This window comes from Collinsella sp. D33t1_170424_A12 (assembly GCF_015554865.1).
GTDB lineage: Bacteria > Actinomycetota > Coriobacteriia > Coriobacteriales > Coriobacteriaceae > Collinsella.
In genome coordinates this window covers 1-12,753 of the sequence record NZ_JADNJJ010000043.1, presented here as the reverse complement: position 1 = coordinate 12,753, position 12,753 = coordinate 1, and the positions used below count along the sequence as shown (strand labels likewise).

Below are 12,753 nucleotides of genomic sequence, written 5' to 3'. Positions count from 1 at the left end.
CGCCGAGGGGCTCGATTGCGTGATCAGCGGCGGCTCGGTCTTCTCGGGCACCGAGGAGGCCAAGACGGTCCGCGCGCTCGCGTACACGCTCGGCAACCTCATGGATACGGCGCAGGGCCTGGCCCCGCTGCTGGCTTCCCCGCTGTTCGCCCTGGGCGCCCAGGAGTTCCTGGCGCTCTCCACCGCGCTCGACCAGCAGACGGGGGAGACCCGTCGCCGCAATATCGAGGCGGGCCTTCTGACCGACGAGGACGCGCCCGGTTTCGGCGAGCTGCCGCTGCTCGATCGCGCCCGCGCGGTGCTGCGCCCCGCGTTGCGTCGCGTCGGCCGCGACAGCTTGGCGGGCATCGCCCGCGACGTGGTCAACGAGTCAGGTTTGATGGTCCGCCTGGAAGCGCGCGGCGCCGAGGGGCGCGCCGCCGCCGCGAACATGCTCAAAGCGCTCGATGCCCTCGCCGAGGCGGAGGCCGAGGTAGGCAACGCGCCACGCCAGGTGGCGCTCGCCTACGACCGCTTCCTGTCCGGCAAGCAGGCACCCGGCGCGCTGAACGAGGAGGGCGGCAACGCCGTGCGCATCATGACGGTGCACGCGAGCAAGGGCCTCGAGTTCCCGGTGGTGGCGGTCTCCGAGTGCTTCGGCATTCGCCCGAACGGCGACCGCATGCAGATGGCGCGTCGCGAGGACGGCACCGTGGGCGTGGCGGCGCTGCCCGCGCGCTTCCCGCACGGTCGCGATTCGGCGGGCAATTTCGTCGACGGATCCGAGGTCGAGAAGCAGTTCAAGAAGTTCCTATCGGGCAGCGGAGCCACGGGCCCGTGGCTCGATGCGAGCCTCGTGGACGACGTCTGCGCCACGGGGTCGGCCGCGGAGGCCTGGATGTCGATGCGCGACGAGGAGGACCGGCTCGCGCTGGAGGAGCGCTCGCGCCTGCTCTACGTCGCCATGACGCGTGCGCGCGAGGTGTGCCTGCTCGCGCTCGATGCCGAGGTCGGTCGCGGCCGCGTGGCCGAGCTCGCCCTCAAGCCCGAGCGCGACCTCACGCCTTCGGTGCTCGAGCGCATCCTGCCCGATGAGGGCGCGTCGCTCGCCTGCGACCGCCTGGTGTTCGACAACGCGCAGCCGGGGGATTTCGAGCTCATCGCGCTCAAGGGCTTCGCGAGCGGCGGGGTGGCCTACGAACCCAACGCCTACGTTTCCGAGGGTCGTCTCGTGGCGGGCACCCCGTTGCCGGCGGACGCGGGCGCTTCCACCGAAGCCGCGGGGGAGGCCGAAGCCGCTTCCGTTCCGGCGTCCGATGCCGCCCCCGTTCCCGCCGAGGAGTCCGACAGCTTCACCGTGGTCGAGCCGGGCTCGGTGTATCGGCGCGTCGTGCCGGCCGCCCGTCCCGCGCGCTCGTCGTATAGCTACTCGTCCATCTCGGCGGCGCTCCACGCCGAGGAGGAGGATCGCGCCGCGGCTGCTTCGCATGCTTCGGCAGACGAGGGCGCCCTGGCGAGCGAGGCCGCGACGCCCGAGGAGGTCGCCGCCATGCATGAGGAGCGCGACGCCGCGCTCGCGGCTGCGCGCGTGGGCGATCCCACGGCGTTGGGCAGCGCGTTCCATGCCGCCTGCCAGTGGCTGATCGAGCTCGACCGCGGCGAGCTGCCCGTCGAGCGCGCCGACGCCCTGTGCCGCTACTGGGGCTGCACGCCCGAGCAGCGCACGCGCTTCGACGACGCGATGGCGCGCTGGCTCGCCAGCGACGTGCGCGCCGAGGCGCTTTCCTGGCCGTGCCGCCGCGCGGAGGTGCCGTTCTACACGCTCGGTATGGACGAGTTCTCCCAGGAGTTCGGCGAGTTCGCCGAAGGCGCCATCGATTTGCTGTGCACCGATCCTGCCCGTCCGGGTTGCGCTTTGCTTATCGACTACAAGACCGGCGGCAGCCCGGCCGAGTCGCCCGAGCAGCTGCAGGAGAAGCACGCCCTGCAGGCCCGCGTCTACGCCGATGTCCTGCGTCGCGCGGGTTACACCGACGTTGCCCTCAAGTTCGTTCGCGTGGAGGTCCCCGACCCCTCGGCCCCCGCCCAACCCCAGGTGGTTCATTTTGGGACGGAGGTTTTTGTCACGCACTAGGCTGGCGAGCCCATGGGGCGCGGTGCCCCGAGTCCCGCCTGCAGCAGCATCCCGGTGTCAAGCGCCCGCATCCGTTCCCCGCGGATGCGGGCGCTGTCGTCTGCGCTTCCCGTCCGGCGTTGCGCGGGGCGAACAAGCTATGGTGCTTTCGATTGCCGGCTGGACATACGAACGGATGTCCGCATGCTCGGTTACAATCGGTAGCGTTCGAAAAGGGGGCCGAAGGGGCGGGGTTGCGCAGTGCGCGCCTCCGTCGCGCTTCGCGCCCAAGCAGATTCTTTAGCACATCAGATCGGAGACAACGGCACATGGCATTCGTCCACCTTCACAACCACTCCGAGTACTCGATGCTCGACGGCGCGACCCGTATCTCGGATATGGTCAAGCGCGCGGTCGACCTCGGCATGCCGGCGGTGGCGCTCACCGACCACGGCTACATGTACGGCATCCCCGAGCTCGGTCTCGCCTGCGACGCCATCAACCATGGCACGCCCGAGTACAAGACCTGGAGCCACGACAAGTCGTTCCTCGAGAAGGGGCGCCGCGACGAGCTCGAGCAGCCCGATCCCGAGGCCGATCCGCGCGCCTACGCCCAGTTCCAGAAGGATATGGCCGCATGGGACGCCGAGGGCAGCCTCGACTCCACCAAGCCGCCCCTGGTCATCAAGCCCATCTTCGGCTGCGAGGTCTACTTCACGCCGGATGACACGCTCGCCCGCGACCGCAAGCCCGAGCTCTACCATATGGTGCTCTTCGCCCGCAACGAGCAGGGCTACGTCAACCTCATGCAGACGGTGTCGGAGGCCGCGGTCGACGGCTTCTACTATAAGCCGCGCGTCACCCTGGACAACCTGCGCCGCCACCGCGAGGGCCTTATCGCCAGCTCGGCGTGCATCGCCGGCATCATCCCCAAGTGCATCGACCGCGGCGACATGGCGTCGGCCCTCCAGTGGGCCGAGACCTTCCGCGACCTGTTCGAGCCCGGAAGCTTCTATATCGAGATCCAGGAGCACGGCATCACCACCGATTCCGGCATGACCGACGAGCAGATGGACCGCCAGCTCATCGAGATCGCGAAGCGGATCGGCGTCAAGGTCATCGCCACCAACGACTTCCACTACCTCACGCGCGACGACGCCCCCATCCAGGACGTCATGATGTGCATCGGCATGAACTCCAAGGTGGACGACCCCAACCGCATGCGCATGCAGGGATCCGAGTTCTACATGAAGACCGAAGACGAGATGCGCGCGATGTTCCCGTACTGCCCCGAGGCGTGCGACAACACGGTCGAGCTGGCCGAGAAGTGCGACGTCGAGCTCGACTGGGACAGCATCATCCTGCCCAACTACCCGCTGCTCGACGAGGGCGAGACACATGAGAGCCAGTTTCGCCGCGAGTGCGAGGCGGGCCTCGCCCTTCGCTACGGCGACGACTGGGATGGCAAGGAGATCGGCGGCGTCGACATCCGCGAGCGCTTCGAGTTCGAATACAAGGTCATCTGCGACAAGGGCTTCGCGGCCTACTTCCTCATCGTCGCGGAGTACGTGCGCTGGGCCAAGCAAAACGGCATCGGCGTCGGTCCCGGCCGTGGATCGGCCGCGGGTGCACTCGTCGCGTATGCCATGGACATCACCACCTTCGACCCGCTGTCGAACGGCCTCATGTTCGAGAGGTTCCTCTCTCCCGAACGTACCGAGATGCCCGATATCGATATGGACTTCGATGATGAGCGGCGTCTCGAGGTCATCGAGCATGTTCGACAGCTCTATGGCCCCGAGAAGGTCACCCACGTCATCACCTACTCCACCATCAAGGCCAAGCAGGCCATCAACGACGCCGCGCGCGTGCTGGACTACCCCGTCTACATGGGCCAGCGCCTGTCCAAGATGGTCTCGGCCGACCCGGGCGTGAAGCTTCGCCAGGTGCTCGAGAAGCAGCCGGGCAAGGAGGACCTCTACAGCCCGGACTTCGCCGATGCCTACCGTCAGGACGACGACGCCCGCCGCATCATCGATACCGCGCTCTCCATCGAGGGCCTCACCCGCGGCGAGGGCGTGCACGCGTGCGCGGTCCTCATCTGCCGCGACGCGGTCAACGAGCACGTGCCCACCAAGCTCGATACCAAGGGCGGCGTCGAGATCACCCAGTATGAAGGCCATACGGTCGCCGACATGGGCCTGCTCAAGATGGACTTCCTGGGCCTGCGCACCCTCACGGTCATCTCGAAGGCTAAGGCCAACATCAAGGCCAACTACGGCATCGATATCGACCCGGACAAGATCCCCTTCGACGATCCCAAGATCTTCGAGCTTATGAGCGCCGGCCGTACCGCGGGCGTCTTCCAGGTCGAGTCCGCGGGCATGACGGCCACCATCAAGAACATGAAGCCCACCGAGTACAAGCACGTGGTCGCTCTGATCGCCCTGTACCGTCCGGGCCCCTTGGGCGCCGGCATGGTTACCAGCTACATCAACCGCATGAACGGCAAGGAGCCCGCGGTCTCCTACGACCCGCGCCTCGACGGCATCCTGGGCGAGACCTACGGCACCATGGTCTACCAGGAGCAGGTCATGCTCATCTCGGTCGAGATGTGCGGCTTCTCCAAGGGCGAATCGGACTCCCGTATCCGTAAGCCCGTTGCCAAGAAGAAGATCAAGATGCTCACGGACCAGGTATTCAAATGGTCCGATGGCGAGGACGAGACCATCTACGACCACTGGATGAATGGTGCGGAGCGCAACAACTACAAGCGCGAGACCGCCCAGCGCATCTGGGACGACGTTCTCGAGTTCGCCTCCTACGCGTTCAACAAGTCGCACTCCGCCGGCTATGCCATCCTGGTTATGCAGACCGCTTGGCTGAAGGCCCATTACCCCAACGAGTACATGGCCGCCGTGCTCACCTCCTATACGGGCAAGACCGACAAGATCGTGCACTACGTTTCCGCGTGCCGCCACGACGGCATCGCGGTCCTGCCGCCGGATGTCAACGAGTCCGGCAAGGAGTTCACCGCCACGTCCGAGGGCGTGCGCTTCGGCCTGGCCGGCATCCGCGGCGTGGGCGAGGGCGTCGCCCAGGCGATCATCGACGAGCGAGAGGCGAACGGCCCGTACAAGAACCTGCACGACTTCGTCGACCGCGTCGACTCGAGCCAGGCCAACCGCCGCGTCATCGAGGCCCTTATCAAGGCAGGCGCCTTCGATGCTACCGGGTATCCGCGCCGTCAGCTCATGCATTTCGTGGACAAGGCCAATCCCGAGAACATCATCGATGCCGCCACCAAGCGGCAGAAGGACCGTGCGAGCGGCCAGACCTCGCTCTTCGACGTCTTCGGCGATGTCGAGGGCTCGGGCTTCGAGGTCGTGATCCCCGATCCGGATGGCAACGAGTGGGATCGCCACATGAAGCTCTCGCAGGAGCGCGAGGTTTTGGGCATCTACGTTTCGGACCATCCCCTGCGCCCCTACGAGTACGCGCTCGGCAAGGCGCGCGAGTTTACGCTCTCGCAGATCGACACCGGCTACGAGACCATGGCGCCCAATGGCGAGGGCACCATCAACCAGGAGATTCCCGAGGGCAAGCCTTTCTGGTTCGCCGGCATGGTGTCCGAGGTCTCCAAGCGCGTCACCAAGAATGGCGACCCCATGGCCATCGTCACCCTCGAGGATATGGAAGGCGAGGCCACGGTTGTGGTCTTCCCCAAGACGTACAAGGCTGCCGAGAGCTGCCTGTACGGCGAGACGGATCCCGAGACGGGCGCCGTGCTGTCCGACGCCTTCATCCGCGTCCATGGCAAGCTCGAGCGCTCCGACCGCGGAGACCAGATCATCGCGCAGGAGATCTTGCCCCTCGAGCTCAACGAGGAGACCAACCGGCCCAAGGTCTTCGAGGTCATGGTGCCCAGCTCGCGTTTCACGCAGAGCAATATGTCGCGCTTGGCCACGGTGCTTGCCACCAACCCCGGCGGCGACCGCGTCGAGCTCTTCGTCGAGCAAGCCGACGGCCAGACCATGCGCGCCGAGATCCCCACACGCGTGAACGCCCGCTCCATTCCGCTCATCGCGGAGGTGAAGGGGATCGTTGGCTCCAACGGCCGCGTCACGGTGATTTAGCCACCAGGCGGCCAATTTGCCCTTCAAGCCGGAGTCGCGCCGCCCTAAGGCGTGCGCACCCTGTCTTTCGGGGCAACTTGACTCGCCTTGCGGCTAAATCACGCGGTCGGGGCGTTTGCATGTTTCGTCTCCTTTAGCCTGCGGCTGTGCCGCCGCCTTCGGGGCAACCTGCTCCGAATGAGGGCCTAGACGGCGACCGTGGGGCCAGTTTGCCCCGCAAGCCAGGGATGCGCCGTCCTACGGTGCGCTCCCTGCCTTGCGGGGTTGTCAGTTTGCGGCCTCGAGGCAGGGGAGCTCGTCGTCGGGTTGGGCGATGTCGCGGATGGCGGCTTCGCGTCGCAGGGCATGGCCCATCGCCCGCTGGGCGTACCAGCTGATCGTCTGGGGATTCGCGAGTTGGTCCACGGTCACCGTCGCCACGGACAGCTCGGGGAAGGCGTCGGGGTCGACGGGGGCGCTCTCCGGATCGTCGACGACCTCGATCGCAAGATGCTGCTTCGGTAGGTACAGTGCCATACAACCTCCTTGCGTCATGCCGCGGGGGGTACCAGGTCTCCGCGGGCGATGGGAGGCATAGCCTAGCAGGCGAATCTTACAGCACGGCACCGGTGACCTTACAAGATCCGAACAACCGCGGGTAGAGCGCCCGTCCGCCCGCGCAGCTATTTTTCGAGATTTTTCGCTTCACAGGTCCGTCATAAATCGTCGCGTTAACGAGTCGAAACAATCGTGCGGCATACTGCCCTTACGCTTTAACACGCTAAAGAGCATGAGGGGAACGGGCGTCTATGCAGGAATTCAAACCGATGAACGCCGAGTTCGACGAATACCGACGCGACGAATCGCGCTCCCAGGGCGAGGCGGACACCATCTCGTTCCCCACGACGGAAGACGAGCTGTGCGCGCAACTCCGCGTCCTGGCGGAGTCCGAGCCCTCGGTGCCGGTGACGGTACAGGGCGCGCGCACCGGCTTGGCGGCCGGCGCGGTGCCCCATGGCGGCCACGTGCTCAACCTCTCCAAGATGAACGCCTTCCTGGGCCTTCGCCGTGATGGGGCGGGCGTATTCCACCTGCGCGTGCAGCCGGGCGTCGTGTCGTCGGAGCTCCGTCGCCACCTGCATGCGAAGACGATCCCCACGACGGGTTGGGATGAGGCATCGCTCGTGTCGCTCGAGGAGCTGTATGCCGCTCCCGAGCAGTTCTTTCCCACGGATCCCACCGAGACCTCGGCATGCGTGGGCGGTATGGCGGCCTGCAACGCCTCGGGCGCCCGCAGCTACCGCTACGGCCCCATGCGGCATCGCGTGAGCGCGCTCCGTGTCGCGCTTGCGGACGGCGAGATGCTGTCGCTGCGTCGCGGCGAACAGCGCGCGCATGGCAGAACCCTCGTCCTCGCGACCGAGCAGGGGCGCACGATCCGTCTCGACCTGCCGACGTACGAGATGCCGCATACCAAGAACGCATCGGGCTACGCCGTTGAAGACGATATGGATGCGATCGACCTCTTCATCGGATCCGACGGGACCCTCGGCGTGATCACCGAGCTCGAACTCGTCCTGATGCCGCTTCCGCAGGTGGTGTGGGGTGTCAACTGCTTCTTCGGAGATGAGGCGGCGGCGCTCGATTTCGTCGCGGCCGCGCGTCCCCGCTTGAAGGAGGCGAGCGCGTTCGAGTACTTCGACGGCGAGGCGCTCGGCGTCTTGCGCGAGGTTCACGGCGAGGGCGCCTCCTTCGCCTCGCTTCCCGCCGTTCCCACCGCCTACGGGGCGTGCGTGTTCGTCGAGCTCGAGTGCGAGACGGAAGAGGGGGCGATGGCGGCGCTCGGCACGCTCGGCGAGCTGTTGCGCGAGGCGGACGCGAGCGAGGAGGATACCTGGGTGGCGCGCACCGATGTCGACCGCGAGCGCCAGCGGCTGTTCAGGCACGCGGTTCCCGAGTGCGTCAACATGCGTATCGATCTGCGACGCCGGAGCACGCCGGGCATAACCAAGCTGGGCTCCGATATGTCGGTTCCAGACGAACGGCTCCACGATGTGATGGCGCTGTATCGGCGCACGATCGCCGAGGCCGGCCTCGAGTCGGCGACCTGGGGCCACATAGGCGACAACCATCTGCACGTGAACATCCTTCCGCGCGACGAGCGGGAGTTCGCCTTGGGCAAGGATTTGTTTCGCCTGTGGGCGCGCGAGGTTACGGCGATGGGCGGCGCCGTCTCCGCCGAGCACGGCGTCGGCAAGCTCAAGTGCGACTTCCTGCTGACCATGTATGGAGAGGCCCATGTGCGCGAGATGGCGTCGCTGAAGTTGCAGCTCGATCCCGCCGGGCGGCTGGGGCGGGGAAACCTGTTCGGCGAGGGCTATCTTGATGCGAGGGGAAGCGCGGCATGCGGGGAGGAACGGGCATGAGGATCATCGTATGCGTGAAAGCGGTGCCCGGTAGCACCGAGGTTAAGATGGACCCGAAGACGAACACCATCATCCGAGACGGCGGCGCGGCGGTGATCAACCCGTTCGACGCCGCGGCGCTCGAGGTGGCGCTGCGCATCAAGGACGAGCGCCGCGAGCAGGGGCTGCCCTGCGAGGTGGCGGTGCTCTCCATGGGCATCCCCGCGACCGAGGCCCTGCTGCGCGACTGCATCGCCCGCGGTGCCGACCGCGGCCTGCTGCTCTCCGATCGCGCGTTTGCCGGCGCGGACACCCTGGCGACGACCCATGCGCTCGCCCGCGGCGTCGAATGGCTGGGCGTGCGCGACATGGTGCTGTGCGGCAAGATGGCGGTCGACGGCGACACGGCCCAGATCGGCCCCGAGCTCGCCGGCGCGCTGGGCATGCCGTGCGCAGCGGGCGTAACCGAGCTGCTCGAGGTGGATGGGCGCGCGGTGGTCGCCCGCCGCGAGGTGGATGGCGGCGAGGCCGTGGCCGAGCTGCCCCTGCCCGCCGTCTTGACGGTGACGAAGGATGTCGCGCATCTGAGGATGGCGAGCATCACGGGTATCCGTGCGGCGCAGGCCGTCGATATTCCCGTGCTGTCAGCCGCCGACGTAGGCGCCGACCCGTCGCGCATCGGATTGGCGGGTTCTCCCACCCAGGTGGTTCGATCGTTCGTGCCGGAGCGCGCGTCCGAGGCGGTTTCGATAGACGGCGCCGCCGCCGAGCAGGCTGATGCCCTGGCGGCCCTGTTGAAGGAGATGGGTGTATGAGCGGGTTGAGGGTCGATCCCGAGCTGTGCATCGGGTGCGGGCGCTGCGTGCGCGCCTGCGGCAACGACGGTATCGTGGTCGAGGGTCCTCGCGGCGCGCGGTGCGCGTCGGTGACCGATTCGTGCATCCTGTGCGCCGCCTGCGTGGAGGCGTGCCCGGTCGACGCCCTGTCCATCGAGCGTGATGGGGCGGCGTCCGCTCGCGGCCTCGCATCGTATCGAGACATATGGGTGTTCGCCCAGGTCGATGCCGAGGGGCGCGTGCTCGAGGTGGCGTACGAGCTCGTGGGAAGGGCGCGCGGTCTCGCCGATGAGCGCGGTTGCCGCGTGGTCGCCCTGCTGGCGGAATTCGGCGTCCGCGATGATGCCGGCTCCCTGGTCGCCGCCGGCGCCGACGCGGTGCTGCGCTGCCGCGACGAGCGCTTCGCCTCCTACGATGCCGAGGTGTACGCCGAATGGATCTGCGCCCTCGCCCGCGAGCGCCGACCCGAGGCGATCCTGTACGGGGCGACGGTGTTCGGCCGCGAGCTCGCCCCGGGAGTCGCCGTCCGCCTGGAGACGGGTCTCACCGCCGATTGCACGGTGCTCTCCATCGACCGCCGGACGGGTTTGCTGCAGCAGACGCGCCCGGCGTTCGGCGGCAACTTGATGGCGACTATCGAGTGCCCCTCGCATCGTCCGCAGATGGCGACCGTCCGCCCGGGCATCTTCGCCGCCCCCGCGCCGGATGCGGGCCGCGCGGGCGAGGTGGTCGATGCGGGGCTGGCGGACGGCGTGGTTCCGCGCGCGGTCCTGCACGGCGTCGACCGCGGTGCCGACTCCGACCGCATCACCGATGCCGACGTTCTCGTGGTGGTCGGTCGCGGCATCGGGTCGAAAAAGAACCTGGCGGTCGTGCGGGAGCTGGCGGATGCCATGGGCGCGAAGCTCGGCTGCACGCGGCCCATCGTCGAGGCGGGATGGCTCGACTCGTGGCACCAGGTGGGCCAGACCGGCGTGGCGGTGGCGCCGCGCGTGCTGCTCAGCCTGGGCGTCTCGGGCGCCATCCAGCACGTCGCGGGCATCGCCGGCGCGCAGACCGTCATCGCGGTGAACGACGACCCGGACGCCCCCGTATTCTTATCGGCCCACTATCGCGTGGTGGGCGACTGCATGGAGGTCGCCTCCGAGCTGCTGACCCGCCTGCGCCCCTAGCCGCCGCGCGCCGTGGGGCCGCGTCTCGCCGCAGGGGTCGTCTTCGGATTCCCCCGGGCCTACAATGGGCATAACGGGTGCATGGAGGCGTCGATGAGGAGCGAGGTGCGATGATGGAGGACAGGTCGCTGCCGATCAGGCGGCAGAAGGGGGCGGGCACGTTTCTCACCTACGCGCAGCAGCGTATGGATACGTTCGACGAGCGGCCGCTCTGCGCGGTCGACAGCCTCGTGTTCGCATGGCTCGCCTACACGCATCTCGGCGCCGCCCAAGGGGCCGCGTGCCAGGCGGAGGGCATCGCCCTGCACGAGCTGCTGCGGGCGGAGTCGTTCGAGAGCATGTTCGGCTCGAGCTGGGACCCCGAGGGGAGCCGCGAGCTACTGTTCGCCGTGTGCTCCAGTCCGCGCTTTCGCGATGCACGGCTGGCGGAGTTCCGCTTCACCACGAGCCGCGGGAGCGAGGAGCAGTTTGCGGCGATGACGTTCTACCTACCCGATGGATCGTCCTACATCGCGTTTCGCGGGACCGATTCCACGATCGTGGGATGGAAGGAAGACTTCAACATGACCTTCCTTAACCCGGTTCCCGCCCAGGAGGAGGCGCGCTCCTATCTGGACGCCGTGGCGGGGCGGATGCCCGGGCCGCTCTATGTGGGCGGCCATTCCAAGGGCGGCAACCTCGCGGTGTACGCCGCGGCGACGTGCGCGCCCGAGCACCGGGAGCGCATCGTCCGGGTGTACTCCCATGACGGTCCCGGCTTCCACCGCGAGTTCTGCTCGTCGGACGCCTATCGCGCTGCGCTCCCCATCATGGTGAAGACGGTTCCCAAGTCGACGATGATCGGGGCCGTCCTGTCGGAGGCGCCCGATTGCGAACCGCTCATCGTCGAAAGCGGCGGCTTCTCGCTCTTCCAGCACAATCCGTTCCTCTGGGAGGTCGATGTCGACGGCTGCGCGTTCGTGCCGGCCGAGGGCTACACGGCTTCATCGCGCTTCTTCAACGCCACGCTCGACGCATGGATGGACAAGTACACGCTTGCCGAGCGCGAGCGCTTCGTCGACGCGCTCTTCGACGTGATCGGCGTGACCGGGGCCGCGAGGTTCTCCGATATCATGGCGGATCGGAGGAACACGATCCCGCTCATGCTCGATGCGGTCGAGGGGCTCGACCCCGACCTGCAGCAGTTCGTCAAGGACGTGATCAAATCCTTCGCCAAGACGGCGACGGTGGAGAAGGCCGCCGATGCCGCAGGCGGTCTGCTCGACACGATCAAGAGCGCGCGGCCATCGATGAAGCTGCCGACCCCTCAAATTGGGGACAGGCGCTAATTTGAGGCGGGGTGGACGAATCGTGTGCGCGGGCACGCCGACGCGGGTTGCCGCTTGCCGCGAGAGCGTTACGGGTAGGTATCTGTAGCCGTTTGGGGTTCTGCAGCCCCGTGATGAGGAGGATGAGTGCCATGGCGGCTTCGAGCGAAGATTTTGATCGCAGGGACGAGGGCGCCGCAGCCGATGAGGCGACGGTCGCCGGTGCGGCCGCAGACGCAGGGTCCGCGTCGGAGCCCGGTGCGGGGGTGGGCGCCGGTTTCACGGCGGCCTCCGGCGTGGCTTCGTCGGATCGGAGACCGGGCGGCCCCGCTGGGCCCTCGCCCGTGCATAAGGTCGCCGGCGCGGTCGAGATGGCGGCAGGGGCGGCGATAGCGGCCGCAGGCGTCCCGATGATGGTGCTGCCCGGGCCGGGTGCCGCCGCGCTTCTGGGCGGTGCCGCCCTGGCGAGCAAAGGGCAGCGCAGGTACTCCGGCCGAGAGGCCACGCGCGTCGAGGAGAAGCTCGATGCGGCGTCCGCGAGGGCTGTCGAGGTCGCGAAGGCCGAGGGCGCCCGCGCCGCGAAGGCGGTGGTTCGCAACGCGCCGAAGGTCGCCGCTGCGACGGCCAAGGTCGCCGTGGGCGGAGCGAAGCTTGCGGGCAAGGGCGCCGTCGCCGCTGCCAAGCTGGGCGGAAGGGTTGTTGGTAGGGGTTGCGAGCTGGCTTGGGACGCGTATCGGCGTCGCCAGGGCGGGCGCTAGGTGTTAAGTGCCAAGACGTTGTTTACATCTCGATGGTGACAAATAGGGAGGGCTCCCGCATGCTGTGA

At 67.7% G+C, this 12,753-nt stretch carries 8 protein-coding genes; 7 read left to right on the top strand and 1 reads right to left on the bottom strand.

Going from position 1 to position 12,753, the window contains the following annotated elements; translation table 11 throughout:
• Together I2E26_RS02100 and dnaE are read left to right on the top strand one after the other, a co-directional pair.
• The coding region (locus I2E26_RS02100; protein WP_195419424.1) for a 3'-5' exonuclease at nt 1-2,113 on the top strand (2,113 nt) is incomplete at its 5' end.
• A gap of 308 nt (nt 2,114-2,421) precedes the next feature.
• Entirely contained in the window at nt 2,422-6,228 is a 3,807-nt protein-coding gene (gene dnaE / locus I2E26_RS02095) for a DNA polymerase III subunit alpha (protein ID WP_195419423.1), read from the top strand.
• Nucleotides 6,229-6,495: 267 nt separating this feature from the next.
• Here the strand turns inward: dnaE and I2E26_RS02090 are convergent, their stop codons facing one another.
• Nucleotides 6,496-6,744, bottom strand: a complete 249-nt coding sequence (locus I2E26_RS02090; RefSeq protein ID WP_195419422.1) for a hypothetical protein — start codon at nt 6,742-6,744, stop codon at nt 6,496-6,498.
• A gap of 272 nt (nt 6,745-7,016) precedes the next feature.
• On the opposite strand from I2E26_RS02090, the gene I2E26_RS02085 reads away from it, so the two are divergent.
• From I2E26_RS02085 to I2E26_RS02065, 5 genes are all read left to right on the top strand, one after another.
• Nucleotides 7,017-8,633 (top strand): FAD-binding oxidoreductase, encoded by a 1,617-nt coding sequence (locus I2E26_RS02085; protein ID WP_195419421.1) that lies wholly within the window; start codon nt 7,017-7,019, stop codon nt 8,631-8,633.
• A complete protein-coding gene (locus I2E26_RS02080; RefSeq protein WP_195419420.1) occupies nt 8,630-9,427 on the top strand; it encodes an electron transfer flavoprotein subunit beta/FixA family protein in 798 nt (265 codons plus the stop codon). The genes I2E26_RS02085 and I2E26_RS02080 overlap by 4 nt, the downstream gene beginning before the upstream one ends.
• Nucleotides 9,424-10,620, top strand: coding sequence for an electron transfer flavoprotein subunit alpha (locus I2E26_RS02075; protein ID WP_195419419.1), 1,197 nt, complete (start codon nt 9,424-9,426; stop codon nt 10,618-10,620). The genes I2E26_RS02080 and I2E26_RS02075 overlap by 4 nt, the downstream gene beginning before the upstream one ends.
• 110 nt (nt 10,621-10,730) lie before the next feature.
• Nucleotides 10,731-11,948, top strand: a complete 1,218-nt coding sequence (locus I2E26_RS02070) for a DUF2974 domain-containing protein (RefSeq protein WP_195419418.1) — start codon at nt 10,731-10,733, stop codon at nt 11,946-11,948.
• A gap of 131 nt (nt 11,949-12,079) precedes the next feature.
• The gene (locus I2E26_RS02065) at nt 12,080-12,685 is read left to right on the top strand and encodes a hypothetical protein (RefSeq protein WP_195419417.1); all 606 of its coding nucleotides are present in this window, start codon (nt 12,080-12,082) and stop codon (nt 12,683-12,685) included.
• Nucleotides 12,686-12,753 lie beyond the last annotated feature (68 nt).